Annotated in this window: 16 protein-coding genes, 2 tRNA genes, 1 rRNA gene and 4 pseudogenes; 13 read left to right on the plus strand and 10 right to left on the minus strand. The window is 61.1% G+C overall.

Going from position 1 to position 25,828, the window contains the following annotated elements:
• Positions 1-213 precede the first annotated feature (213 nt).
• The 3 genes from C7G61_RS00110 to C7G61_RS00120 form a co-directional block, all read right to left on the minus strand.
• Positions 214-289: transfer RNA gene (locus C7G61_RS00110), tRNA-Ala, on the minus strand.
• A 57-nt stretch (positions 290-346) separates the two neighbouring features.
• Positions 347-423: transfer RNA gene (locus C7G61_RS00115), tRNA-Ile, on the minus strand.
• Between the two features lie 208 nt (positions 424-631).
• Positions 632-2,122: ribosomal RNA gene (locus tag C7G61_RS00120) — 16S ribosomal RNA — on the minus strand.
• An 813-nt stretch (positions 2,123-2,935) separates the two neighbouring features.
• On the opposite strand from C7G61_RS00120, the gene C7G61_RS00125 reads away from it, so the two are divergent.
• A complete protein-coding gene (locus tag C7G61_RS00125; protein WP_108512069.1) occupies positions 2,936-5,035 on the plus strand; it encodes a peptidoglycan DD-metalloendopeptidase family protein in 2,100 nt (699 codons plus the stop codon).
• On the opposite strand, the gene C7G61_RS46935 is transcribed toward C7G61_RS00125, so the two are convergent.
• Positions 5,020-5,151, minus strand: coding sequence for a hypothetical protein (locus C7G61_RS46935; RefSeq protein WP_274542251.1), 132 nt, complete (start codon positions 5,149-5,151; stop codon positions 5,020-5,022). The two genes, C7G61_RS00125 and C7G61_RS46935, sit on opposite strands and share 16 nt — an antisense overlap.
• A 36-nt stretch (positions 5,152-5,187) precedes the next feature.
• On the opposite strand from C7G61_RS46935, the gene C7G61_RS00130 reads away from it, so the two are divergent.
• On the plus strand, positions 5,188-6,813 hold the full coding sequence (locus tag C7G61_RS00130) for a Vgb family protein (RefSeq protein ID WP_190241599.1): 1,626 nt from the start codon (positions 5,188-5,190) through the stop codon (positions 6,811-6,813).
• A 22-nt stretch (positions 6,814-6,835) separates the two neighbouring features.
• Here C7G61_RS00130 and C7G61_RS00135 read toward each other — a convergent pair whose 3' ends face one another.
• Positions 6,836-7,246 carry a hypothetical protein gene (locus C7G61_RS00135; RefSeq protein ID WP_108512070.1) on the minus strand — a complete coding sequence of 137 codons (411 nt, stop codon included), beginning with the start codon at positions 7,244-7,246 and terminating at the stop codon, positions 6,836-6,838.
• Between the two features lie 170 nt (positions 7,247-7,416).
• On the opposite strand from C7G61_RS00135, the gene C7G61_RS00140 reads away from it, so the two are divergent.
• Both C7G61_RS00140 and C7G61_RS00145 read left to right on the plus strand, forming a co-directional pair.
• Positions 7,417-7,776 carry an SPW repeat protein gene (locus C7G61_RS00140; protein WP_108512071.1) on the plus strand — a complete coding sequence of 120 codons (360 nt, stop codon included), beginning with the start codon at positions 7,417-7,419 and terminating at the stop codon, positions 7,774-7,776.
• 156 nt (positions 7,777-7,932) lie between these two features.
• A pseudogene (locus C7G61_RS00145) lies at positions 7,933-8,328 on the plus strand (hypothetical protein); the annotation flags it as partial.
• A 314-nt stretch (positions 8,329-8,642) separates the two neighbouring features.
• Here C7G61_RS00145 and C7G61_RS00150 read toward each other — a convergent pair.
• Entirely contained in the window at positions 8,643-10,511 is a 1,869-nt protein-coding gene (locus C7G61_RS00150; protein WP_145963527.1) for a phage tail tip lysozyme, read from the minus strand.
• Between the two features lie 15 nt (positions 10,512-10,526).
• The gene (locus C7G61_RS00155; protein ID WP_108512073.1) at positions 10,527-11,960 is read right to left on the minus strand and encodes a hypothetical protein; all 1,434 of its coding nucleotides are present in this window, start codon (positions 11,958-11,960) and stop codon (positions 10,527-10,529) included.
• Between the two features lie 148 nt (positions 11,961-12,108).
• Between C7G61_RS00155 and C7G61_RS43735 the strand changes: the two genes are divergently transcribed.
• On the plus strand, positions 12,109-12,312 hold the full coding sequence (locus C7G61_RS43735; RefSeq protein WP_145963528.1) for a hypothetical protein: 204 nt from the start codon (positions 12,109-12,111) through the stop codon (positions 12,310-12,312).
• Positions 12,313-12,553: 241 nt separating this feature from the next.
• Here the strand turns inward: C7G61_RS43735 and C7G61_RS00165 are convergent, their stop codons facing one another.
• Entirely contained in the window at positions 12,554-13,363 is an 810-nt protein-coding gene (locus C7G61_RS00165; RefSeq protein WP_145963529.1) for an AfsR/SARP family transcriptional regulator, read from the minus strand.
• A 490-nt stretch (positions 13,364-13,853) separates the two neighbouring features.
• Here C7G61_RS00165 and C7G61_RS00170 point away from each other — a divergent pair, with 490 nt between their 5' ends.
• Complete coding sequence (locus C7G61_RS00170) at positions 13,854-14,138, plus strand: hypothetical protein (protein WP_108512076.1); 285 nt, start codon at positions 13,854-13,856, stop codon at positions 14,136-14,138.
• Between the two features lie 64 nt (positions 14,139-14,202).
• Here the strand turns inward: C7G61_RS00170 and clpB are convergent, their stop codons facing one another.
• On the minus strand, positions 14,203-16,839 hold the full coding sequence (gene clpB, locus C7G61_RS00175; protein WP_108512077.1) for an ATP-dependent chaperone ClpB: 2,637 nt from the start codon (positions 16,837-16,839) through the stop codon (positions 14,203-14,205).
• 330 nt (positions 16,840-17,169) lie between these two features.
• Here clpB and C7G61_RS00180 point away from each other — a divergent pair, with 330 nt between their 5' ends.
• The 7 genes and pseudogenes from C7G61_RS00180 to C7G61_RS00200 all read left to right on the plus strand — a co-directional run bounded on the left by C7G61_RS00180 (position 17,170) and on the right by C7G61_RS00200 (position 25,097).
• Positions 17,170-17,958 carry an MOSC domain-containing protein gene (locus C7G61_RS00180; RefSeq protein WP_108512078.1) on the plus strand — a complete coding sequence of 263 codons (789 nt, stop codon included), beginning with the start codon at positions 17,170-17,172 and terminating at the stop codon, positions 17,956-17,958.
• 1,039 nt (positions 17,959-18,997) lie between these two features.
• Positions 18,998-19,150 (plus strand): annotated as a pseudogene (locus tag C7G61_RS47325) (glyoxalase superfamily protein); the annotation flags it as partial.
• Positions 19,151-19,207: 57 nt separating this feature from the next.
• Positions 19,208-19,327: pseudogene (locus C7G61_RS47330) on the plus strand (ClpX C4-type zinc finger protein); the annotation flags it as partial.
• 593 nt (positions 19,328-19,920) lie between these two features.
• Positions 19,921-20,574: pseudogene (locus C7G61_RS47335) on the plus strand (adenylate/guanylate cyclase domain-containing protein); the annotation flags it as partial.
• 126 nt (positions 20,575-20,700) lie between these two features.
• Positions 20,701-23,241 carry an AAA family ATPase gene (locus C7G61_RS00190; protein WP_244608075.1) on the plus strand — a complete coding sequence of 847 codons (2,541 nt, stop codon included), beginning with the start codon at positions 20,701-20,703 and terminating at the stop codon, positions 23,239-23,241.
• 301 nt (positions 23,242-23,542) lie between these two features.
• Positions 23,543-23,719, plus strand: a complete 177-nt coding sequence (locus C7G61_RS00195) for a hypothetical protein (RefSeq protein ID WP_244608076.1) — start codon at positions 23,543-23,545, stop codon at positions 23,717-23,719.
• A gap of 580 nt (positions 23,720-24,299) precedes the next feature.
• Positions 24,300-25,097 (plus strand): phosphatase PAP2-related protein, encoded by a 798-nt coding sequence (locus C7G61_RS00200; RefSeq protein ID WP_190241601.1) that lies wholly within the window; start codon positions 24,300-24,302, stop codon positions 25,095-25,097.
• 85 nt (positions 25,098-25,182) lie between these two features.
• Here the strand turns inward: C7G61_RS00200 and C7G61_RS00205 are convergent, their stop codons facing one another.
• Positions 25,183-25,821: a TIGR02594 family protein gene (locus tag C7G61_RS00205; RefSeq protein WP_420836730.1), complete on the minus strand. Its 639-nt coding sequence runs from the start codon at positions 25,819-25,821 to the stop codon at positions 25,183-25,185.
• Between the last annotated feature and the right edge of the window lie 7 nt (positions 25,822-25,828).

Here is a 25,828-nt window from a genome sequence, read left to right on the forward strand (position 1 = left end):
CTTGCGATGAGCGAGCGCCGAAATGATCTGGAGATTAGGAATGAGAGCCCGCAAATTGCTTTGCAGATCCCAAACTCGGATCGATCTCCTCTTTACGATGTCAGATATCACGCACGTCACTGTCCATCCGGACAATGCGTGCGAAGTGATGTTTCGCGGACGATATGAAAAGCGCTTTGTTAGCAGGGCACTTTGTCGATCTTCAATTCCATCTGGTGGAGCCAGACGGGATCGAACCGACGACCTCATGCTTGCAAAGCACGCGCTCTCCCAGCTGAGCTATGGCCCCGTACCAGAAGACGAATGCTTTACGTCGATTATTGAGACGTAGTGCGCTCGATCAAAGTGGTGGGCCTGGGAAGACTTGAACTTCCGACCTCACGCTTATCAAGCGCGCGCTCTAACCAACTGAGCTACAAGCCCCTAACACGAGGGGCCGCAATGGCGCGCAGCCGGCTCACGCCAGATGCATCGCACAAGCGCTAAGCCCCTGGCGCGTGTTCGTCCGCGAAGAAAGAGAAACGTAGACGGCGAAATCCCGCCAATGCAGCTCAACAATCCTGACGATCGTTGGCCACTGATGTTTCTAAAACGGTTCGATAGAAGCAAGCTTCTGAAGAACCATCCTTAGAAAGGAGGTGATCCAGCCGCAGGTTCCCCTACGGCTACCTTGTTACGACTTCACCCCAGTCGCTGACCCTACCGTGGCCGGCTGCCTCCCTTGCGGGTTAGCGCACCGTCTTCAGGTAAAACCAACTCCCATGGTGTGACGGGCGGTGTGTACAAGGCCCGGGAACGTATTCACCGTGGCGTGCTGATCCACGATTACTAGCGATTCCAACTTCATGGGCTCGAGTTGCAGAGCCCAATCCGAACTGAGACGGCTTTTTGAGATTTGCGAAGGGTCGCCCCTTAGCATCCCATTGTCACCGCCATTGTAGCACGTGTGTAGCCCAGCCCGTAAGGGCCATGAGGACTTGACGTCATCCCCACCTTCCTCGCGGCTTATCACCGGCAGTCTCCTTAGAGTGCTCAACTAAATGGTAGCAACTAAGGACGGGGGTTGCGCTCGTTGCGGGACTTAACCCAACATCTCACGACACGAGCTGACGACAGCCATGCAGCACCTGTCTCCGGTCCAGCCGAACTGAAGAACTCCATCTCTGGAGTCCGCGACCGGGATGTCAAGGGCTGGTAAGGTTCTGCGCGTTGCGTCGAATTAAACCACATGCTCCACCGCTTGTGCGGGCCCCCGTCAATTCCTTTGAGTTTTAATCTTGCGACCGTACTCCCCAGGCGGAATGCTTAAAGCGTTAGCTGCGCCACTAGTGAGTAAACCCACTAACGGCTGGCATTCATCGTTTACGGCGTGGACTACCAGGGTATCTAATCCTGTTTGCTCCCCACGCTTTCGTGCCTCAGCGTCAGTATCGGGCCAGTGAGCCGCCTTCGCCACTGGTGTTCTTGCGAATATCTACGAATTTCACCTCTACACTCGCAGTTCCACTCACCTCTCCCGAACTCAAGATCTTCAGTATCAAAGGCAGTTCTGGAGTTGAGCTCCAGGATTTCACCCCTGACTTAAAGACCCGCCTACGCACCCTTTACGCCCAGTGATTCCGAGCAACGCTAGCCCCCTTCGTATTACCGCGGCTGCTGGCACGAAGTTAGCCGGGGCTTATTCTTGCGGTACCGTCATTATCTTCCCGCACAAAAGAGCTTTACAACCCTAGGGCCTTCATCACTCACGCGGCATGGCTGGATCAGGCTTGCGCCCATTGTCCAATATTCCCCACTGCTGCCTCCCGTAGGAGTTTGGGCCGTGTCTCAGTCCCAATGTGGCTGATCATCCTCTCAGACCAGCTACTGATCGTCGCCTTGGTGAGCCATTACCTCACCAACTAGCTAATCAGACGCGGGCCGATCTTTCGGCGATAAATCTTTCCCCGTAAGGGCTTATCCGGTATTAGCACAAGTTTCCCTGTGTTGTTCCGAACCAAAAGGTACGTTCCCACGCGTTACTCACCCGTCTGCCGCTGACGTATTGCTACGCCCGCTCGACTTGCATGTGTTAAGCCTGCCGCCAGCGTTCGCTCTGAGCCAGGATCAAACTCTCAAGTTGGACTTGAAACTTTAAACCGGCTGATCACAACGTTTGACGAGGTCCCACCATATTTATCGCCTGCGATTCACATCGCGGACGACGATGGTGTAACCTATGTAAACGTGTACCGCCGAAGTCTTTCGTCCAGCCTCGAAAGATGAAAACCGAAGTTTTCAAGTATTCGAGACTACGCAAGGACTCCGCCGTCCACGTTTCTCTTTCTTCATCTTCACTTGTCAAACAGCCCGGGATCGCTGGGATCCCACCCTTCCACTTCTGGAAGGTTCCCGCAGACCTCATCCGACGACAAATAACAACCGACTGTTATCGGCTGTTGAGTCACTCATCGTAATGAGGAGCTTACGGGGCGCGAATAGATGCGTTGGCCTCGGGGGCCAATGCATCGCCGCGCTCAGTGGCCGGGTTATAGGCCCGCCCGATCGGGGTTGTCAACGGCCATCGTCAACAAATTGTCGCATCACGTCGAAGAAATTTGCGACGCCAAGAAGTCCCTATATTTGGGGGCTTTGGCCGCACTAGAGCCACAATCCTGCGACGTTCTGACTATAAGGTATGCATTGAATCACCGGATGTCAGTGGGGGCTGCCGGTGGTCATCTACCCGGGACAGGCAATCTCGATGAACCCGTTGCCTTTCCCATGCGGCCGAGCAACTTCGAGAGATCTGCACAACCATTGACGTTCGAGACTCTGGCCGGTCTTCTTCTGGCCTCTGATTCACGAATCAATATGCGTGCGGCACGCCATGCTCCGGACTAGCGCCCTTTAAAGGGCGGAAACGTGGGGTCGGATCGGGCGAGGGTCTTGTCGGATGTGGTTGGAATTTGGGGGGGATACAGGGTTGAGCCAGAAGGCGCCACGCGGGAGCGGCTATGGACGCGAGACCGGGATCATCGATCTCGGTCACGAGCCGCCGCTTTCCGTCGATGGCTCCGAGGCCGCGGTGATCGATCGCCGCCGTGTCTCCGTACAATGGTTTAGCGGGACTATCCTGACCGGTCTGTGCGGCGCGGCTCTCATCGGCGGCGCCGTTTTTGCGTCCCTCGATGGCGAAATGACCTTTGCCAAGGTTCCCGAGCGGGTTGAGGGCGCGCTGCGCGGGGCGTTCGGCGCCAACGATCGCACCGCCACCCTGCACAAGAGCGACCGCCTGCCGCCTCCCGGCGAATCCAGCGCCTCGCGCAATGTGATGCGGGTATCGACCGTCACCCGCGTCGGCAACCGCGACGTGATGCGGGTGCGGCCGTTCGTCCGCATCTCCGGCAATCTGTCGATGACGACGAGCGATCTCAGCTCAAAAATCCCGCCGTTCAACGCCCAGCGCATGCTGACCGATGTCGGCACCACGACACAGGCCGCTTCCGAGGATCCGAACAATCCCGAGGCCGTCGAACCCGACGCCGAGGTTTCCTTCGTTACCAAGGATCTCGCAACGGTGCTGCCGAAGGCGAAACTCGCCGCCGTGGTCGCGCTCGACGAAGTCCTGATGCGGGTACGGGATGCCGCGAACTGGCGCGGCTCGGGCGGCGTCCGCTACACGTCGCTTGCCAATGCCGCAGCCGACGCCGGCGGCGTGCAGTCCGATCTCAAGCTCGCCTACGCCACCGAAGGCAACGTCTCCGATCCTTATGCCGGCTTTGAAACCCGCGTGGTGCCGGAAAACGTCACGTTGCTGCCGAAGACCAAGGACCAGATCACCGGCGGCAATCCGTCCGGCGAACGCGTTCACGTTGTGAAGAAGGGCGACACGATCGCTTCGATCCTGCGCGATCTGGGCGCGACACCCGACGAAGCCAGGGCGGTTGCGTTGACCCTTGGCCCCCGCGGCCGTGACGGCGGGCTGAAGGAAGGCCAGAAGGTCCGCATCCTGATGGCGCCCTCCGGCCTTGGACCCGGCGCCCGGCTGCAGCCCTATCGCGTGGTCGTCGCCAACGACACCACCGTCGAAGCCGTCGCCGCACTGTCGGACGTCGGCAAATACGTCGCCGTCGACGTGCAGAGCATGAATACTGTCGCCGAGGCCGCTGCCAGCAAGGACGACGACGATGACGATGAAGATGATGGCAGCGGCGTCCGGCTCTACCAGAGCATCTATGAGACCGCCATGCGCAACAAGGTGCCGGCTGCCGTGATCGAGGACATGGTCCGGATCTATTCCTACGACGTCGACTTCCAGCGCAAGGTGCAGCCCGGCGATTCCTTCGACGTATTCTTCGCCGGCGATGACGAAGGCACACCCAGCACCGAAAAGACAGAGGTGCTGTTCGCTTCGCTCACCGTCGGCGGCGAGACCAAGAAATACTATCGGTTCCAGACGCCTGACGATTCCGTCGTCGACTTTTACGATGAGACCGGCAAGAGCGCGAAGAAGTTCCTGGTGCGCAAACCCGTCAACAACGCGATCATGCGTTCGGGCTTCGGCGGCCGCCGCCATCCGATCCTCGGCTATACCAAGATGCACACCGGCGTGGACTGGGCGACCCCCTACGGCACGCCGATTTTCGCCTCCGGCAACGGCGTGGTCGAAAAGGTCGGCTGGGAAGGCGGCTACGGCAAATATGTCCGCCTGAAACACAACAACGGCTACGAGACCGCCTATGGCCACATGTCGGCGTTCGCCAAGGGCATGGAGCCCGGCAAGCGCGTGCGCCAGGGCCAGGTGATCGGCTTCGTCGGATCGACGGGCATGTCAACCGGCGCCCATGTCCACTACGAAATCCTGGTCAACGGCCGCTTCGTCGATCCGATGCGCGTCAAGCTGCCCCGAGGCCGCTCGCTCGAAGGCGCGATGATGGCGAACTTCGAAAAAGAGCGCGACCGCCTCGATGTGCAGATGAACAACCGCGGCAGCGCGGCCCGCGTTTCCGAAGCAGCCGGTGCCGCGCAGCAGACGCGTCAGATCAGCCGCTGAGCCTTCGATAAAATCTTGAAAATCGGATGGGGCTTTTCACGCCCCGTGTCGGATTTATGGCAGCGGCACAGCGCTTTTTGCGACAGTTTCGTTTGCCAAACGGCCAGCCGCGACAAATACTGCCTCCCATAAAAACACTGGGAGGACGCGTCATGACGAGCAGGCTTGCGCTTTGGGCGACTGTTGCGGCGATCGTTGCAGGCACCACGGCCGGCGCCTCGGCGCAGACCTATGAGGTCACCAAGCTCGTTCCCGGCTCGGCGTTTCATGGCGTGCACGGGCTCGGGATCGACAAGTCCGGCCGCCTGTTCGCCGGCAGCGTCGCGGGCGCCGCGCTCTATGAGGTCGATCGCAATAACGGCACGGCGAAGATTGCGGTGCCCTCCCCGGAAGGCATGTCCGACGACATCGCGTTTGCGCCCGACGGCACCATGGCGTGGACGGCCTTCCTCACCGGCGATCTCTATTCGCGCAAGGGCGACGGCCCGGTCAAGAAACTCGCCTCCAGCCTGCCCGGCATCAACTCGCTCGCCTTCCGCAAGGATGGACGGCTGTACGCGACCCAGGTTTTCCTCGGCGACGCGCTCTATGAGATCGACGTCGAGGGCGTAAAACCGCCGCGCAAGATCATGGAGAAGATGGGCGGCCTCAACGGCTTCGAATTCGGACCCGACGACATGCTGTACGGCCCGCTCTGGTTCAAGGGCCAGGTCGCCAAGGTCGACGTCGACAAGGCCGAACTAAGCGTGGTCGCCGACGGCTTCAAGATTCCGGCTGCGGTTAATTTCGACTCCAAGGGCAATCTCTTTGTGGTCGACACCGCGCTCGGCCAGTTGGTGCGGGTTGATCCGAAGACCGGCGCCAAGAAAATGGTAGCCCAGCTCAAGCCCTCGCTCGACAATCTCGCGATCGACGACAAGGATCGCATCTTCGTCTCCAACATGGCCGATAACGGCATTCAGGAGGTCGATCCGGAAACCGGCGCTGCCAAACAGGTGATCATTGGCAAGCTGGCGCTGCCCGGCGGCATCGGTGTGGTCTCCGATGGGGGCAAGGACACGATCTACGTCGCCGACGTCTTCGCCTACCGCACCGTGGATGGCGCGACCGGCGAAGTCTCCGAACCCGCCCGCATGCATGCCGACGGCGTGACGCTGGAATATCCGATGAGCGCGACCGCCAAAGGCGACGACGTGCTGCTGTCAAGCTGGTTCACCGGCACGGTGCAACTGATCGACCGCAAGACCGGCAAAACCAAGGAGATGCTGCACGACTTCAAGGCGCCGCACGACGCGGTCAGGCTTGGCGACGGCAGCATTCTCGTCAACGAACTTGGCAGCAAATCGCTGGTCCGCGCCAGCGGCGAGCACGGCAAGGACCGCACCGTGGTGCTTGGCAACCTCGAAGGGCCGGTCGGGCTCGCCGCCGGATCGGGCGGCGCGGTCTATATGACCGAAGCCTTTGCCGGCCAGGTGTCGAAGGTGGAAGCCAACGGCGAGAAAGCCGTGATCGCCAAGGATCTGAAGGGACCTGAAGGCATCGCGCTGGCGCCCGACGGCAAGCTGATCGTCGCCGAAGTCGGCGCCAAGCGGATCATTCAGATCGACCCGGCCAGCGGAGCCGTCACCGAAATCGCCGCCAACCTGCCGATCGGATTGCCGGCCGCACCTGGAGGACTGCCGAGCAATATTCCGACCGGCGTGGGCGTTGGGGCAACGGGGGTGATCTACTTCTCGTCGGATATCGAGAACGCGATTTACAAGGCGGTGAGGAAGTAGCCGCGCTAACGGGCCGCAGCCTCTAGCGAGCGCTGTTGGCGCAGATTAGAAAGACGATTCCCAGCGCCGTAAGACCGAATGCCACGGCCGCAAGCGGCAGCAGCATGTCGATGGCGGCCTGCGTGCCACGAAGCCGGCCGCCCCAGACCACGAAGTCGCCCCTCCTCCAATCGCGCAGTGAAATGCTGTTCGGATGCCGCTCGTTGGGCATCCGGTGCCTGCTCCAGACCAGGGACAGCGACCAGGGCAGCATCACGGCGACCAGCAGCAGGACACTCACCATCGCGAGCGGAAGCCCGATGTCACTTTGGCGGTCGAACAAGATCCAGGCCGCGGCGGCGAACCAAACGACAAGACCGACCGCGGCGCGGTAAATGCCCGGGGGAAACTGATCGAACACGGGTGCGTCGCGGGTAACGAGTTCCCTGGTCATGAAAGCGCCTCCTGCCTCGGGATCGGGAAAATTTCTACCGGAGCACGCCCCTGCTCAGGCACCAACCGAGCGTGGCCACCCCGGTTTCATCAAATTTTCCGCCCGACCGCGGAACCGGCACGCGGTTATCCGGTTGATTTGCATAGGAAAACCTTCAATGGAGGGTTGCCATGGAGAACTGGACGAACGCAAAATTCTGTGACGTCGCGAACTTGGTCCTTGGTGCGGTTCTTTTGTTATCGCCCTGGATATTTGGGTTCGACGCCGGAATGGTCTCTGCGAATGCTAATATCACCGGTCTCGTTATCGCGGTCCTTGCGGTCGCGGCACTGGCGGCATTCGCGGTCTGGGAAGAATGGTTGAACCTGGTCGTCGGACTTTGGGCTCTGGTTTCGCCCTGGGTCCTGGGCTTCCAGGGAACCACCGCGATGACCGTGCATGTGGTGATCGGCGCGGCCGTGGCGATCCTGGCGGCGATCGAACTCTGGATGATGTCCCAGATCCCGCCTCGGCTGACGACAGGCCGCTGAGGCCAAACTTTTGGATAAGCCGGACCGGCGCTGGACAAGTCTGCCCCGCGCCGGGCCGGTGAACGGACTCGAACGGTGCGGCGACAGTGGTTTGTGCGTCACCGCTCCGGAATTCAATATTGCACTTGTTGCTACCGATCCCGGTCCGACCGTGGAGGCGATGACGGCCTGCGCTCGAACTGGTTCATCGGTATGGTGCAACTGAGCGGCAAGACGGAGGAGATGCTGCACGGCTTCAAGGCCCCGCACGACGCGGTCAAGCTCGGCAACGGCAGCATTCTCGTCAACGAACTTGGTAGCAAATCGCTGGTCCGCGCCAGCGACCTGGCGCCCGACGGCAAGCTGATCGTCGCCGAAGTCGGCGAAAAAACGCATCGTATCGATCGACCCGGCGAATGGCGCCATCACCGAAATCGCCGCCAACCTGCCGATCGGATTGCCGGCCGCACCTAGCGGACTGCCGAGCAACATCCCGACCGGCGTCGGGGCAACGGGGTGATCTACTTCTCGTCGGATATCGAGAACGCGATTTACAAGGTTGTGAAGAAGTAGGCGAGACGTCTGGAGCAGGCGTCGCCGTGAATCCGAAAACAACGGCCTCAGGATTGACGACGCTATGCAAGCGTCATCAATCCAAGTGATACCGCAATCCGCCCACGGACCCGATTTGCTCGGCAATCTTCAGACAGTGGGCAATCTGTACCGCAGGGTTCGCGGGACGCGTAAGCGATGACCAATCCCCAAGCGCTTTCGAACCCGTTGATCTCAATACTGCGGCACTACCCCATGGACGGGAGGACATCGCCGGCATGATCGTCAAGGCGTCCTCCGATCAGTTGGCCATCATTTCACCGTCATGCCCCACATCAGGCGATCAGTGCCTGCGCGATCTTGAAGCGCTTAGCGACCTGACCCGGTTTGTCCGCAGGCCTCTCCACAGAGCGTACGAACACATCCACAGCCGTGTGGAGATCCGCCGCGTTTTTAAAGGCGGAAAACCTGCCGGCTTCCGCGATGATCAGTTGGGTGTTGAAAGCCGGGTCCATCAGCCGTTCCACACTGTGATGGCCTCCAACGCCCACGATGCGGTTAAGCTGGAATAGCCCCACGCTATCTTCGCCGTGTGTATTGTGTGCCCTGGGATTGAGGTTGGACTCACCGATCGCATTCGCAAGCGCCGCAATCTGCTGGTCTCGGCCATAGCCGGCGGCGGCGAAAGCTTTCAAAATCAGACCGGCAAACTGCCGGTTAGCGGGAGCGACGCTTGGCGGCAACGTGATTCCATCGATCGCGACGGCTCCAACTGCGCCAGGCTGGTCAAGCCATCGTACCCCTGCGATCTGGCTCGCCGGGAACGGCGTCTTGCCCACCTTCTTGCTCTGGTTGCCGCCGAGCAAAAAGACTTTCTTCTTGTCTGGAGAGAACTCGAGAAAGAAGCCGACATGTCCGGTGCCTCCGGTCGTCCCCGGCATGGGCGAAAGAACGACGACGGCTCCACGCGGGATGGTGGCCGACCGCAATGGAAAGTCGGCTCCCCATTTTTTCCAGCTAATCGCCGCTGCCGCCTCTTTCGGCACGCTCGCCTGGACGATCGGGTTGTCACACCTCTTCATGCAATGCGCCGCGAACGCGCCGCACCATGCCGGGGGTGGATTGGTGTTGGGGTTGCCACCAAAATCCGTGTCCGCAAAATACTTGCTGATTACAGCATTGTGCGTACCTTCCCTGACGCCCTCCGCTTGGGCCTGCTCTGCGATGGCCATCCAAGGCGCGCCGCCGGCGGTCACTTCCGGAATCATGTCCGGCCGGTGCTTTTCAATTCTGGCCAATGCGGCGACAAGCAGCTTCTTGAGCGTATCTTCCGCGACGTCGACAACCGATTTTAGCGTGCTCGGATTCGCCTCTGTGCCGAAGAAGACCGTAGGAAGGCCGGAAAGTTTCTCCCGCGCCTTGAACAACGCTGACAGTTCTTCGGCCGTCATGACGGCCTTGAGCACTTCCTTGATCGAGGTGTCCGGCGGGGTACCTGCGTCTTGCGCGTCGAGAATGGCGATCGCCGCGGCCGGGCTGTTCGTCACATGCGCAAAGAACATGTCGAGGAAGCTTGCAACGAATGGGTCCTCCGCCGTGGCCTTTCCGGCGTCGAGGCGAATTTTGCTCATCGCCTTTCCGTGGACGTGCTGGCGCCAGGCCGCGGCAGGGATCTGAAGCACCGAATGGTCGCGATCGCTCGCGCGGGCATCGCTGGCAAGCGCACCGCCGTTATCAGTAAAATCCTTCCATTCGGCGACGGTGACCTGGAGTGCTCCGACGCCGTCGGAGCCAGGAATATTCTTTCCCAAATTCCTGATGTCCGTTTCGTAGAGCGCCCGCGCGATCAGAAAATCGGCCGAAACCACCCAGGGCCGGATCGACACCGCGGGCGGCGCTCCCTCCACGGGCTTCGTCTCATCGTTGAAGAGGAGTTGGACGTTGACGCACTCCTGAACGAAGGCGGCAACATTGAGCGGCGGTCGGCTCGCATCATCGGTCCGGTCCTCACAGTCTGACTTGAGGACCCATCCCTTCAGCGCATCGTCGTTCGGAGCTCCGAGCGCGAAGAATAGAAACGCGTCCGAAGCTCGAATGGGATCGCCAAGTTCCCGGTTCGAGAACAACAGATCCTTGGATACCGAGTCAGCGGTAGGCTCCGACCGCAAGTCGGTCATCACCCCATGTTTTACGAAGAAAGTCATTTGATGCCCCTGGATCTAGCAGGCCGGTATGGTGGTTGGAGCCGGCTGTCCGCCGCCCGGAGCCGCCGGCGTCTCCGCCGCCCGTCGACGCGCATAAAGCCCCAGCTCCCTCATCAGGTCTGGCGTTACCTGCGAATTCATGCTGTCCGGCAACTTGCTCAGCTTGCCGGCAAAGCAACTCCGTCGCACCAGCGCAATTCTGTTTCGCGAATCGCTGAGTGTCGCGGCCGCCGGAAGTTCACCACTCAGTGGCACTTTGTTCAGCAGAGTTACCAGGAGTGCAACATCTGGACCCGTCACAAAGGTCCTGCGCTCGAAGGCATTCAAGGTTCCGGTTGGGCACGGAGTCAAAGCTATAATTGCCCTCCGTTCCCTGTCACTGCCGATCTTGCCGTCGAGCTTCGAATTCTGAGTGTCGGTTTGCTCCCAAATGTTCAGGAGAGCCTTCGTAATTCCGGTGATCTGGGTCAGCTCGCTCTGCGGCGCGCAGAGACCGACCAGAATGTTGTCGATGACTTCGGGTGTGTAGGTCAGCCGGTTAGCCGGATATCCGTCAATAATGGTCTCGGCTCCGGGCACGGTTTTGACCCTGTCAACATCCGGTGGCTTTCTTTCAACAAACCTCTCGCGCGGTGTGAACGGCACGCCAACCGTGGGGAGCACGGGACCAGCACCGGGTGCAATCCCGGTCTGTTTAAATACGGTCACCGTCGAATTGATGTTCGCCGCAATCGTCATCGGCATGCAAATCGACAGGTAGGTTCGCATCGTGTGGATGGCCAACGGCTTGTTGTCGATCGACGACGAAAACCTAAGCAGGTCCTGGCGAAAAGCGTGGCGATTGCCTATCACTACAGTCTGCACTGTCGTGTGATCGACCTGCAGCAGCAGCGAATTGAAATTGTTGACCGTACTGGTGGCCAACCCAAAGGCTGCCGAAATCGCGGCCAACCCGACCCCACTGACGCCCGCTATGTTCGGATTGGTGAGCGCGTCTACCGCGAAACGCACCGCGCTTATCTCCGCGAGGATCGCCGCGTTCTCACGCCTTTTCTGATCAAGCCACGCCAAGTATGAATCGCAGCGCGCGTCGATATCATTCAGACCAGCCTGGACTATCACCGGCCAGGCGTTCGCTGGGACGACCTGCGCGCAGCCAGGCGCGTCGGCACCGATAGAAGAAATTGATTGGCGGCAGAGATAATCCAGATAGATGTTCTGAAACTCGGTGGCTGAAGCAGTCTCCGCCGTATAGAGTTGAGTCCCGATACCGCCGCGGAAATAATTTCGATCGTTCGGATCGCACCCGCTCAACAACACCGCCAATGCAACGCAGCCCGCAACGATACCCGCACGCATCGCACGCTCCCACATCTCCCGCACAAATCCCTTGCAATTCGCGAGCGAGAGCGTGGCGGCAAAAGCGATAGAAACTGCCGTGTGGCGCATGATGGCGATCGGCCCATCGTGACAAGCACGAGCGAAGTCGCGGCCCCGCGGGGCTTTCGCTCGCGGCGGTTGGCTCTTACTGGTTGGGTGATCGGCTACGCGCACGCAATATCTCTCAATGCTCTGGTTTTGATGGTTCAATGTCCAAATGCTTCTGCCCGTCATGCTCGCCGGCGGCTGCATTCAAATTGGAGGCGACAATCGCAAAGGCGCGCTGCACATCGTCGACCACGTCGCGCCGGCGGGTGTTGATGTTGCGCACCAGGACCCGCCAACGCGCGTGTTCGCTGGCATCGGCGCTTTCACGCCAGAAGCGCAGAATGAAAACCTGATCGGGCAGTGGTCGCTGTGAGTCCATGCGCCGACGGTTGCATGGCCTGAACTCGGGACAATCCTGCGATCGTTCGGGAATTGTCGTCGTCGGCTCACGGCCGGTCCACGATCCGATGCCCGGCGGATTGGCTGCGGATCACGGCAAGGTCACGGCGCGCCCTGGGAAAGCCGCGGGTTTCGCCCTGCCCGGATTTGGTCGACGGTGAGTGTGGAGTTTGCTGGGTAAAGCTGCCGTCCGGGGCCGGGCGGCTAGTTAGCGCTTAAATTGCAAAAATCTGCTTCTCGTCCCGACCGATCAGGCGCGCGCGCAGGCGCTGAGCGTTTTCGGCATTATGCAGGTTCCTGATCTCTTCGATGATCGCACCTGTCGCCGGAAGCGGCGAAATGCCGAGCTCCTTCCGGATCAGGCCGATCCAATGATCGTAGTACCTGATGGCATCGATTCGTCTTTCATCGAGCGCGAGCAGGGTCAGGAGATGCCGAACCAGCTCTTCACGATAGGGATCGAAGCGCAGCGAATGACGGGCGAGCTGGATCGCGTCGTGGTAGTAACCACAAAGCCCGAGATGACGAACCATGATCATGGCCGACTGGATGAAAAGGGAGTGAAGCCGCTCGCGTTCTTCCAGGATCCATTCGGCATCTTCGCCGTCCAGAAATGGCCCCTCGTACCGATACAGAACCGCGAGAACCTCCTTCATTCTCGATGGTTCCGGCTGGGCCTCGAGCCCGCTGAGCGTGCTCCGTGCGGCGTGAAGCAACGCCCAAGTGTCAACGTCCAGCCACGGTGTCTTCTCAAGAATGGTCTCGGGGCCAACGGTCCTCAAACCATGGCCGTCCTGGTATTCGGGAGACGACGCAAGCAGCTTCCGCAGCCGCCAGACCGCAGAGTTCATGGCTCGGCGCCCCCTCTCGGTATCCAGCTCCGGCCAAAACAAGTCGATAAGCCGCTCGCGGCGATGCGGACGATCCGGAAACGTGAAGAGGAATCCAGCCAATCGCCGCCCGGCTGGACCGAGATCCGACCAAATCTGTTCGTTACTACGGGTAACTCGACTGGCGCCGAACAAACTAACGCTCAACACGGCCGTCCCTCCGCGCGCGAACACGACTAAAGAGCACACCTAAAAATGTCGTCCTGGCTTTCAGCCATTCCAGTTCAAAATCGCAGCCTCAATTTAAAATTGTCGATTCTCAAAAAGCGCGCGAAGTCAAGGCTTCCCCAACAGTCCAAACCAACGCCGGCTCCTAGATACTCACGCCACGCATCGCACGCCCCCTTACTCTCCGTCAGGGATTGTGGGGAACCGGCATGAAGTTGTTCAAGGAGAATCTCACAGCCCTTACGAGATGACGCGATACGTGCGTCTTTTCAACAACACCCTCTTTTCGTGCAAGGGCCCGACACACCGTGGCGTTGCGGTATCAGGAGGTGCTTCGTGCGGGCGCGAGCGCGTTCGTTTTTCCTTCCCACGGCCCCAATTTTTCATCGGCGGCCGGGGAACTGAATGGGAGTGGACTGTTTGATTTTGATCGGCGAGCCCTTGATGGAGGAATGTCATGGCAAGCCTGTCGGGATCAGAGCGCATTACCCGGGACGACGTCATCAAGGCGATCGGCTCCGCCGACGACGTGACCATCGCCCAAATGATCGCGACCGGTGCGACGGTTGAGGAGCTGGCTGAGGCCCAAGCATGGCTCGCGAATGACGAGCCGATGATGAATGCAGGCCGGCCGCTGGCGACGGGGCGGGTTCGCGAGCTCGTCGATATTCTCTCCGAGCTTGAGCCTGACGATGATGACGACCCCGGGTCTTTCACCGGACCTTCCATCACGCAAGGCTGAGATGCCCCGGCGCGTCGCGTGTCGGAGCATCTCATTTAGGTCAGGCCGACTTACGCTTCTAGCGTCAGTTCAGCTTACGCTTCGACACCGGCGCTTCGAACTGCGCGATCTCGGCGGTCTGCGGCGCCTGGCCGTTGAAGGTCAGCACGTTGCCTTCGCTCGAGATCACGACGCGGTCGCCGTCGGCAATCTCGCCGGCGAGGATCATCTCGGCCATCGGATCCTGCAGATTGCGCTGGATCACCCGCTTTAGCGGCCTTGCGCCATAGGCGGGGTCCCAGCCCTTGGCCGCCAGCCAGTCGCGCGCCGCGGCATCGAGCGTCAGCGTGATCTTGCGATCCTCCAGCAGCTTCTGCAGGCGGGCGAACTGGATCTCGACGATCCGGCCCATCTCGCTCTTCTGCAGGCGGTGGAACAGGATGATCTCGTCGACGCGATTGAGGAATTCGGGCCGGAAATGCACACGCACCATGCCCATCACCTGCTCGCGCACAGCCATCGTATCCTCGCCCTCCGGCTGGTTCACCAGGAATTCCGAACCGAGGTTCGAGGTCATGATGATCAGCGTGTTGCGGAAGTCGACGGTGCGGCCCTGGCCATCGGTCAGGCGACCATCGTCCAGCACCTGCAGCAGCACGTTGAAGACATCCGGATGCGCCTTTTCGATCTCGTCGAACAAGACGACCTGATAGGGCCTGCGCCGCACCGCTTCGGTGAGCGCGCCGCCCTCGTCATAGCCGACATAGCCGGGAGGCGCGCCGATCAGCCGCGAGACCGAGTGCTTCTCCATGTATTCCGACATGTCGAGGCGGACCATCGCGGTCTCGTCGTTGAACAGGTACTCGGCCAGCGCCTTTGTCAGCTCGGTCTTGCCGACGCCGGTGGGACCTAAGAACATGAACGAGCCCATCGGGCGGTTCGGATCCTGCAGGCCGGCGCGCGAACGGCGCACGGCGGTTGCCACCGCACGCACGGCTTCGGCCTGGCCGACCACGCGCTTGCCGAGCTGGCCCTCCATCTTCAGGAGCTTGTCCTTTTCGCCTTCCAGCATCTTGTCGACGGGAACGCCGGTCCAGCGCGACACCACCTGCGCGATGTGGTTGGCGGTCACCGCCTCTTCCATCATCTCGCCGGCATCTTCTTCTTCGATGTCTGCCAGCTTCTTTTCCAGTTCCGGAATCTTGCCATAGGCGAGCTCGCCCGCGCGCTGGAATTCACCGCGGCGTTGCGCGTTCGCCAGTTCGATGCGCAAGGCGTCGAGCTCGCTTTTCAGCTTCTGCGCGTCGGAGAGCTTGTTCTTCTCCGCGCTCCAGCGCGCCGTCAGCGCCGCCGATTTCTCCTCGAGATCGGCCAGTTCCTTTTCCAGCGCCTGCAGGCGGCTCTTGGAGCCGATATCAGTTTCCTTCCTCAGCGCTTCCTGCTCGATCTTCAGCCGGATGATTTCCCGATCCATCAAATCGAGTTCTTCGGGCTTGGAATCGACCTGCATCTTCAGCCGCGCCGCGGCCTCATCCATCAGGTCGATCGCCTTGTCGGGCAGAAAGCGGTCGGTGATGTAGCGGTTCGACAGCGTGGTCGCGGCGACCAGTGCGGAATCGGCGATGCGAACGCCGTGGTGCTGCTCATACTTGTCCTTCAGCCCGCGCAGGATCGAGATGGTATCCTCGACCGTCGGCTCGGAAACGAACACCGGCTGAAAACGTCGTGCCAGCGCGGCGTCCTTTTCGACATGCTTGCGGTATTCGTCGAGCGTGGTGGCGCCGATGCAATGCAGTTCGCCGCGCGCCAATGCGGGCTTCAACAGGTTGGACGCGTCCATCGCGCCGTCAGCCTTGCCGGCGCCGACCAGCGTATGCATCTCGTCGATGAACAGGACGATCGAGCCTTCGGCCGTGGTGACTTCCTGCAGCACGGCCTTCAGCCGCTCCTCGAACTCGCCGCGGTATTTGGCGCCCGCGATCAAGGCACCCATGTCGAGCGAGAGCAGCTTCTTGTCCTTCAGGCTTTCCGGCACGTCGCCGTTGAGGATGCGCAGCGCCAGGCCCTCGACGATGGCGGTCTTGCCGACGCCGGGCTCGCCGATCAGCACGGGATTGTTCTTGGTGCGGCGGGAGAGCACCTGGATGGTGCGGCGGATTTCCTCGTCGCGGCCGATCACGGGATCGAGCTTGCCGTCGCGCGCGGCCTGCGTCAGGTCGCGGGCATATTTCTTGAGCGCGTCATAGGCATTTTCGGCCGTCGCGCTATCGGCGGTCCGGCCCTTGCGCAGCGCTTCGATCGCCGAATTGAGGTTTTGGGGTGTGACGCCGCCCTTGCCGAGAATCACACCGGCCTCGCTGCCCTTCTCGAGCGTCAGGCCCAGCAGCAGCCGCTCGACCGTAACAAAGCCGTCACCGGCCTTCTCGGCGGCCTTTTCCGCCGCACCGAAGGCGCGCGCCATATCGGGCGCAAGATAGATCTGCCCGGCGCCGCTTCCCGAGACTTTCGGCAGCTTCTTCAGCGCATCCTCGGTCGCCTTGAGGATCGCGCGAGAGTTACCGCCGGCGCGGTCGATCAGACCGCCAGCCAGCCCCTCACTATCATCAAGCAGTACTTTGAGCATATGCAGCGACGAGAACTGCTGATGTCCGTCGCGCACCGCCAGCGATTGCGCAGACTGGACGAAGCCGCGCGCCCGCTCGGTGTATTTTTCAATATTCATGTCGTTTACTTCCCTCGGCCTGCCGTCCCCACCCGGGCGCGATCAGCAAAAGTGGGTACCGGTTTTGCGTCCGATCGCGCCCCAAAATTATGTTTGGCGCGTGACTTTGACGCGAAACCGCACACACTTTCGCGGGTCACGCGCGTAGGCATGATTACGGCATCTTCATTGGGTATCCGCGAACCGCATTGACATTTCTCAACCGGCCGCGGTTCGTCGCCCGCTTTTCAGGCTTGACGCAAATGTGGGCATCACGGCGCAAAACGGAAGAGGCCCGGTCACAAATTCGGGAGCGGTGGCGCACGACAACGGAATCCCTTAATAAGCCGCATGCCTGCCACAGCCCCGCCTGCCCGGATCACCGGAATCTATCGCTACCCCGTCAAGGGCCTGACCCCCGAACAGCTTAGCCGCGCCGAGCTTAGCCCCGGTCAGACGCTCCTGGCCGACCGCCGCTACGCGATCGAAAACGGCCCCTCCGGCTTCGATCCGGCCGAGCCGAAATGGTTGCCGAAGCCGCACTTCCTGATGCTGATGCGGGACGAATGGCTGGCCCGCCTGCGCACCCGGTTCGACGATGCGAGCAACGTCCTCTCGATTAACCACAACGGCCGGATCGTAGCCCAGGGCAATCTCGCAACGCCCGAGGGCCGGCGGACAATCGAGAACTTCTTCGCCACCGCCTATGCCGGCCAGATCAAGGGTCCGCCAAAGGTGCTCGAAAGCCCGGGGCACAGCTTTTCGGACCTCGCCCGCAAGGTCGTCTCCATCATCAACCTCGCCAGCGTCCGCGCCATCGAGAACATGGTGGGCGCGCCGGTCCATCCGCTTCGCTTCCGCGCCAATCTCTATGTCGAGGGCTGGCCGGCCTGGCACGAATTCGACCTCCTCGACCGGACGCTTTCGATCGGCGACGTGAGACTCAAGGTGGTGAAGCGCATCGTCCGCTGCGCCGCCGTCAATGTCGATCCGGATACGGCCCAGCGCGACCTCGCCATCCCCCAGGCGCTGCAGCGCAGGCTCTCTCACGCCGATTGCGGGATCTATGCCGAGGTGATCACGGGCGGCACGATCAGCGACGGCGAGGTGATCGCGGCGGAACAGCCGGAATTGTTCTGAGGTAATTCGGGCGGCTCCATGATTTCTGGATCCGGCCACGTAGCCCGGATGGAGCGCAGCGCAATCCGGGATTCCCTGACCGCATACGACTGCCCCCGGATTTCGCTCCGCTCCATCCGGGCTACAAGGCTCCTCGCTCCGCCGTCACTGAGATGCACGTTCGTATTCTCGCGGCTCAATGAACCCGAGGCTTGCATGAACCTTTCCCTCCTTAACGAGGGAGCAGGGAATGCCGGGTGCTTGCTGCACCCGCGGTCTCGTGTGCAAGATGGAGATAGAGGCGCACACGAGCATACAGGTACAGCCGGAGCACTCCGGCATCCCCTGCGCAATGGTTTGACGGCTTATGCCGCGCTCTCCCTGGAGACGAATTCGTCTTGCCTCCATCGCTGCCGGCTTGATGGCTCAATCGATCCGGTTGGATCAAATTCGCCACCGGCAGCTTGGCACCAGCCACGGGTGTCGGGACCACACGGTTTTGCCGTACGCGTCAGCGCCGTACGTCCTGCACGCCGGATTTCGCTCACAAGATAACTTGCCCTGCGACTCCATCTGCGCGCCGGCGCCATCGCGTCCACCGCATCCCATCCCGCGTTCGTGACGATCGCGATACGCCCCTCTTGCCGGGACGAGACGGGCGGAAATAGCCACTGATTTGGGGCGACGGGGAAGCGAATTATTTTTGCCAAGGAAACTGGACGACCCAAATCAGATTGAAACTGTTCAGTAAATTAGATTTTGCGCGCAGCGGGTTTTTGGGCGATCGCATGCAGGAGCGAAGCGGAATGCAGCCGACTTGCCCGACGGGCGACTCATTATTGGGATTAAAAGCTCGTAGGTCCTCGGCGTCGCCTCCCCGATCATTTTGAGTTGACAACGCGCGTTGCCGCGCCATCATCATGACCGGGTCGATACACCCGCCGCCTGCGCCCTTCGGGGATGGTGAACGTATCAATCTATCTCCGCGCCCTCGCCATTGGCGAACGGGTCGGCAAGGCAGGCACCGATCTCCTCCGTTCGTCGATAGAGAGGTGCTCTCATGCGCGATTTCCGCGATGCGAAAGTCATGGCGCATTCCCTGCGCGATGCCTTGAAGACCAGGGCTATGGAGATCACCCATAGCGAATCCCTGGAGCTGATCGCGAAGACGTTCGGCTACGACAACTGGAACATCCTGTCCGCCAAGATCGATACGGTACAGCCACGCCCCGGGTCGACTGCCGGCCACCAGGGCCCGACGCCACCAGCGGTGCTCTATTGTTCCTTCTGCGGCAAGAGCCAGCATGAAGTGAGAGCGCTGGTTGCCGGCCCGACCGTGCTTATCTGCGACGAATGCATCGATGTGTGCAGCGACATCATCGACGAGCAACTACTCCGGCTTATCGAAGGCGATCAGGAGAGCGCTCGGGCCATGTCCACCGAGCGGCTGTCGTATTATGTGGAGCACGCGAAGAAGGGAGAGCAACGCAATCGTCTCGTCCTGCAACGTATCGAGCGAATGCTTGCGCTTCGACGCAGCGCGGCACCGGTGGATGATGATATCTTGACATCGTCCGGCATCATTCATTTGAAGAACAAGACGGTTGACGAACTTCTGGCCATGCAGAAGTTTCCGCTGGACCAACTGAAGCGGTACGAACAGGCTCTGCGCACGGCAACGCCCGTGCTCAATGAACGGAAGCCATGATCCGTTCAGGAGCCATTGCCAAGTCCCGGCCAAGTCCGGACTACAGTGCTCTCCGGGAGCACGAGTCTGGAATTGGCCCCTGCAGACCTGAGCGGGCAGCTCGACGATGTCTTCCTTCTGGACAGAAACGGGCGGTCCGCCTCAGCGAGCCGACCGCCACTTTTGAGCGCGAACGGAACCTCGATACGGATCAACCGGAGTTGTGACCACGATCACATGGATCGCTCGACTTCTGGCGCATTGTAATGGCGTTATTGATATCCGTTGAGGTCCGGATGCACTGCACGAATTGCGCAGCCGAAGTCCCGGAGCAAAGAAAATTTTGCGGACAGTGCGGAGCGGCGGTGGTGCGGCGCTGTCTGACCTGCGGCGCGGCAAACCCTGCCCTGAACAAGTTTTGCGGCGACTGCGGAACCAGATTGCGCGTGGATTCTCCCGCAGCGGCACCGACGGCCCGGGACGCGCGCCCGATCGAGCGCCGGCAGCTTACGGTACTGTTTTGCGACCTGGTCGGATCGACTGCGCTCTCCGCGCGGCTCGATCCTGAAGACTTCGGCGCCATCATCGCCGACTACCGGCGCTGTATTACTGAAACCGTTGCCAGCTTCGACGGCTTTGTCGCGCGACATCATGGCGACGGTGCGGTGGCATATTTTGGCTATCCTCACGCACACGAAGACGACGCGGAGCGCGCCGTTCACGCCAGCCTCGCATTGGTGCAGGCGGTCGCCACCCTGCCCGCGAAGGAAAAGTTGAGCGCGCGCGTCGGTGTCGCAACGGGCGTCGCGTTGGTCGGCGATATGTCGGAAAGCGCGATTTCCGAGGAGCATGGCATCCTCGGCGATACCCCGAATCTTGCCGCCCGGCTGCAATCGCTCGCGCAACCCGGCGCCGTCATTATCTCGGATCGCACAAAGACGATCGCTGGACCGCAATTCGAGTATCTCGATCTCGGTAAAGTCGAGTTCAAGGGATTCGTAAAGCCAGTCGCGGCCTGGCAAGTCGCAGGCAAGACAGCAGTGACCAGCCGATCGCATGCTCTCCAAAGTAGCGATTTGCTGCCGCTGATCGGTCGTGATGAAGAAATCGAGCTACTTCTGCGCCGATGGGAGCGGGCCAAGAGTGGCGAAGGTCAGGTGGTGCTGCTCTCCGGTGAAGCGGGAATCGGCAAATCACGGCTCACCATCGCGCTGCTGGAACAGCTTGCTCGCGAGCCACACATACGCCTGCGGTTCTTCTGCTCGCCGCAGCATACCGACAGCCCGCTCTATCCGGTGATCGGCGAGATGTTGCGCGCCGCCGGCTTTGCTCACGATGACAGCCAGCAAGCGAAAATGGACAAGCTTGACGCGCTGCTGGCGCAAAGCTCGACGCCTTCAGAGGATGCGGCGCTGTTTGCCGAAATGCTGTCGCTGCCCAACGATGGACGCTACCCTCCGGTTGAAGTCGAGCCGCAGCTCCGTCGTCAGAAAACGCTGAAAGCGCTTGGTTCGCAAATCGAGGTGCTGGTGCGGATCAATCCCGTGCTGATGATTTTCGAAGATGCGCATTGGGCCGATCCAACCAGCCTCGAATTGTTCGCCCGGGCGGTGGACTGGGCCGTGAGCCACCGGCTCCTGTTACTTGTCACTTTCAGGCCGGAATTCAGTCCGCCCGGGATCGGACGGCCGCACGTGACTGAGCTGACCCTCCATCGGCTGGCGCCGCGCGACATCAATTTCCTGATCGAGCGCATCGTCGGCAACCGATCGTTGCCGGCGGGCATCCGCCAGGACATCATCGAGCGCACCGACGGCATTCCGCTGTTCGCCGAGGAGATGACCAAGGCGGTGCTGGACGCGGAGGGTGAGAGTGATGCTCAGCGGGCCTTCGCAGGCGGACCAACGCCTGTTGTGGCGGTTCCGGCAAGCCTGCAGGCTTCGCTGATGTCGCGGCTCGACCGGCTCGGCCCGGCGAAGAGCGTGGCGCAGGTCGGCGCAGCGATCGGCCGGGCATTTCCCCACATGTTGCTGGCCGCGCTCGTGCGAAAACCAAAGGAAGAACTGGACGCCGACCTCGACCGGCTCATTGCGGCGGGTTTGTTGTTTCGGCACGGCACCCCGCCGTATGCGAGCTACCTGTTCAAGCATGCGCTGGTGCAGGACGCAGCCTACAGTACGCTGCTGCGCGGGCCAAGGCGCGTGCTGCATGCGCGCATCGCCGAAATCCTCGAAAGTCAATTCGCAGAAATCGCCGAGAGCCAGCCCGAACTGCTGGCGCGTCACTACGCAAAGGCCGACCTGATCGAGAAGTCAGCGCGCCTGTGGGGCAAGGCGGGACAGCGCTCACAGGAGCGTTCGGCGCTGGTCGAAGCCGCAGAGCAACTCAGCCACGCTCTGGAACAAATCGCAACCTTGCCCAGCACGCCCGACCTGCGGCGCGAGCAGATCGTCTTACACGTCGCGCTCTTGAACACGCTCATGCATGTCAAGGGATATGGCGCGCCCGAAACGAAGGCTGCCGTAGCTCAGGTGAGAGCGCTGATCGAGCAAGCGGAGCGGATCGGCGAACCTCCCGATGACCCTTCGTTGCTGCTCTCGGCTCTGTTTGGCCAGTGGATCGTCAACTTCATAAACTTCAATGGTGACGTTGCGCGAGAGCTTGCAGCGCGATTTCTGGCCCTTGGCGAGAAGGAGGGAACGGCGGCACCGCGCATGATTGGACACCGTACCATGGCGAGCACGCTCGCGCTTATGGGAGACCTCGTTGATGCCAAGGCGCACTACAATGAAGCCCTCGCCCTTTACCGCCCCGCCGAGCACCGGCGATTGATGACGCGATTTGGCCAGGACCTCCGGGTAACGTGCCTGGCCTTTCGTTCGATGGCTTCGTGGCTGCTCGGTTACCCCGAGGCTGCGCTCAAGGATGCAGAATGCGCGCTAGCGGAAGCGCGCCAGATCGAGCACGCCGCCACTTTGATGTTTACGCTGAATTTTCCGATTCTTATCAATACCTACTGCGGGAATTACCACGCGGCAAACGAGCGTCTCAAAGAGCTTGTCGTGTTGGCCGAGGAGAAAGGTGCCCCGTTCCGAAAAGCGGAAGGCGTGTTACGGCGGGGCTATATCCTGACACTCACGGGAGCCGCGAAAGCAGCCGAGATCGTCACGGCGGGCATTGATTTATGGCGGTCGGCCGGATCGACAATATTTACGCCGGAGCACGAGTTCATGTTGGCAATCGCCCATGCCAATTCGGGCCAATTCGACGATGCCTGGCGCTGCATCGACAAAGCAATGACGGCGATGCACGCAACCAAGGAAAGATGGTGCGAGGCTGAGGCGCATCGCGTTGCCGGTGAAATCGCGCTCAAGTCGCCGCAGCGAGACATGGCGAAAGCGCAAGCGCATTTCGAGCATTCCCTGACCGTTGCGCGAGCACAGCAGGCAAAGTCGTGGGAATTGCGCGCGGCCATGAGCCTGGCGCGGCTCTTGAGCGATCAGGGAAAACGGCAAGCGGCACGTGACCTTCTCGCCCCCGTCTACGATTGGTTCACCGAAGGTTTTGACACAAGCGACCTTCGAACGGCCAAGGCGCTGCTCGGCGAGCTTCATTGAGGCCATCCGGCGACCAAGTTCCGGGTCCTGGCACGAAGCGGATCTAACGCTCGCGGCCGGCGATTTCCGCTATCGGGAGAAGCACGGACGTCACAACCGGGCCTTCCGAGCCAAAGCGGACGACGCCGGTGTTTTTGCGGTATAGTTCGGCATTCAGATGAGCGGGATGCCTGCCTTGAGGGTTGAGGTCATGTACAAAGCACCTGGATCATTGCTCCGATCATTACCCCTGACTATCGCTGCTGTTCTTCTCAGCCCGCAGGTGCGGGCGCAACAGGTTGCGGCGGAAACGCCGCAGACCATGCTGGCGGCTCAGATTCGCACGCAGGGGTTTGCCTGTGACAAGGCGCTCGGCGCCACGAGGGACAAAAAGCGCTCGCAGCCGGACCGCGCCGTCTGGGTCCTCAAATGCAGCAACGCGACTTACCGCGTCACGCGCGCGCCCGACATGGCGGCGAAGGTCGAACCGCTCCCGTGAATGAATTGGCTGGAAGCAGGCCTCGTCGGATATCCGCGACAGCGCCACGCCTGGCCGCCTCATGCCTCGATCGGCTGACCGGCAGGCCTCGCCGCCGGGTACATCCAGCCGTGCGGTCGAGCAGGCTTCAGCTGGCGCGCATTTGCCTGCGCCGCGACAAGGTCGACCCGGGACTGGACTTCACATTCCAAGCGCGAGAAAGCCGGTACAAACCACAATCAAGCCGACAATGATAACCGCAAGGAAACTGGAAGAAGTAATATCTTCGCGCATGACGACACCTATGCCTCAATCAGGCAAAGATCATCGAACCATCAATTCATTTCAGGATGTTTTCGTCGCACTCAGAAAATGACTTCATCTGATGGTTCTACTGTTACGTGCCGGACGTCCCACGAAGCATCATCACGGCCGTGAGAGCCCGGTGGCATCGGGATAGGCCTCATCGTACCGCTCAGCGAGACGGATTTCCGGGATGTGGCATGCTTCACACGCGGCTTACGCGCGCAAGATTACAGTTGCGCGCTCCCGGTTGACAATTGGCTTGGCCCCCAGCGGAAATTTGCGCGGAGCATTGCTCATGGAAGATACCCTACGGCTCTACCGGACGCTGCTGGGCAATCGCGCGTATCTGCGCTCGCTCGCCGAGGGCGCAGCTTTCCTCGCCGCCAGCACCATCGCGATATTCGCCGCGGTCACCTATGCCACGGTCCACGCCAGCAATTACGTCACCGATTTTGTGCTGAGCCGCGTTGGCCCCTTCAACGTGCGCTTTCTCTTCATTTACGGGACGTTCGCAGCGTTCGTGATTACGGCGAGCCTGCTGGCCTGGCGACCGAACCGGGTGCCATTCGCGCTCAAGGCCGTGGCGCTGTTCCTGCTGGTTCGCGCCGTGTTCGTGGCGCTCACCCACATGGCGCCATCGCCTATCGATCCGCAGAAGCCGGCGCCGTTCTTCAACTCGATTTTCTACGGCAGCGATCTATTCTTCTCCGGCCACACAGGCCTGCCGTTTCTCGCCGCGCTTGCCTTCTGGCACATCCCGCAATGGCGAATGTTTTATCTCGCGCTGACTGCCTTCTTCGGCTCGGTCGTGCTGCTCGGCCACTATCACTATTCGATCGACGTACTTGCCGCCCTGTTCATCACCCACGGCGTCTTTCAGATTTCGTGCTGGCTGTTTGCCCGCGACTACACGCTATTTCGTTCTTCCGAAAACCAGACTGCCCCACGGCCAAAGCGTGCAAGCCGAAAGGCGTTGGCTCCGGCCGGTAGCGGACATGAGCGCGCTCCCAAACCGTTCGTGCTGCACGTCGTCGGAGACGAAGCGGTGCCGAACGGCCAATCCAAAGCCGACTTCAATCATCCGAACGGATAGGCGCTGCCGTATATTCCATACCCGTCCCGCGATGAAAGCGTCCCCTTCCCGTCAACAACGGGAAGAGGACGCAACGCGATCCGCCTCAGTTCGACGGCATGACGTAGGCGTAGATCCGGCCGCGCGAGACCGGGGCTTCGCGGACGCGGTTGCCGTTATTGCCGGAGATCATGATCGGGTTGCCCTTGGCATCGATGCCGGTGATGACGCCGACATGGCCGCCGCGGCGTCCGCGCGTCATCACTGCAATCGCGCCGACCTGCGGGCCGGAAACGCGCTGGCCGTAACTTGCGAACGAGTTCGCCATGTCCGAGCCGGTGCCGCGATAGCCGGAGTGCTGCAGCACCATGTTCATGAACCGCGCGCACCACAGGCTGCCGCGTCCCGTCGGGTTGCCGCCAAGATAGCGCCGCGCCGTGGCGACGACGTTCGACGAGCTGAAGCTGGACGCCATCGCGCCGCCGGCCGGCGTCACGGTTGAATTCGCTCCGGCGCTTACGTTTGTCGCGACGCTTGCATTTGTCGCGACGCTTGCATCCGTTGCGACGCTTGCGTTGACGTTGGCAAGGCCGCGCGCCTGCATCTGCGCGACCCCACGCTCCCAGCGTGATGTGCGCTCGACCTGCCGCAGCCGGGCGCCACGACGGCCGCGATCGGCGCGCGCCTCCGTGACGGCGCTGGGCGAGCCGAAGCCGCCGGGCGCAACCATCGGGCTGCTTTCCATGAAGCTC

Origin of the sequence: Bradyrhizobium algeriense (assembly GCF_003062295.1) — a bacterium.
Lineage (GTDB): Bacteria > Pseudomonadota > Alphaproteobacteria > Rhizobiales > Xanthobacteraceae > Bradyrhizobium > Bradyrhizobium algeriense.

Bases quoted from the DNA above. Each gene is read 5' to 3' on its own strand.
- C7G61_RS00180 (WP_108512078.1), top strand. From the start codon at position 17,170: ATGCCTGCCACAGCCCCGCCTGCCCGGATCACCGGAATCTATCGCTAC.
- C7G61_RS00150 (WP_145963527.1), bottom strand. From the start codon at position 10,511: ATGACTTTCTTCGTAAAACATGGGGTGATGACCGACTTGCGGTCGGAG.
- C7G61_RS00205 (WP_420836730.1), bottom strand. From the start codon at position 25,821: ATGGAAAGCAGCCCGATGGTTGCGCCCGGCGGCTTCGGCTCGCCCAGC.
- clpB (WP_108512077.1), bottom strand. From the start codon at position 16,839: ATGAATATTGAAAAATACACCGAGCGGGCGCGCGGCTTCGTCCAGTCT.
- C7G61_RS00155 (WP_108512073.1), bottom strand. From the start codon at position 11,960: ATGCGCCACACGGCAGTTTCTATCGCTTTTGCCGCCACGCTCTCGCTC.
- C7G61_RS43735 (WP_145963528.1), top strand. From the start codon at position 12,109: ATGCTTCTGCCCGTCATGCTCGCCGGCGGCTGCATTCAAATTGGAGGC.
- C7G61_RS00130 (WP_190241599.1), top strand. From the start codon at position 5,188: ATGACGAGCAGGCTTGCGCTTTGGGCGACTGTTGCGGCGATCGTTGCA.
- C7G61_RS00140 (WP_108512071.1), top strand. From the start codon at position 7,417: ATGGAGAACTGGACGAACGCAAAATTCTGTGACGTCGCGAACTTGGTC.
- C7G61_RS00200 (WP_190241601.1), top strand. From the start codon at position 24,300: ATGGAAGATACCCTACGGCTCTACCGGACGCTGCTGGGCAATCGCGCG.
- C7G61_RS00195 (WP_244608076.1), top strand. From the start codon at position 23,543: ATGCTGGCGGCTCAGATTCGCACGCAGGGGTTTGCCTGTGACAAGGCG.
- C7G61_RS00125 (WP_108512069.1), top strand. From the start codon at position 2,936: ATGTGGTTGGAATTTGGGGGGGATACAGGGTTGAGCCAGAAGGCGCCA.
- C7G61_RS00170 (WP_108512076.1), top strand. From the start codon at position 13,854: ATGGCAAGCCTGTCGGGATCAGAGCGCATTACCCGGGACGACGTCATC.
- C7G61_RS00135 (WP_108512070.1), bottom strand. From the start codon at position 7,246: ATGACCAGGGAACTCGTTACCCGCGACGCACCCGTGTTCGATCAGTTT.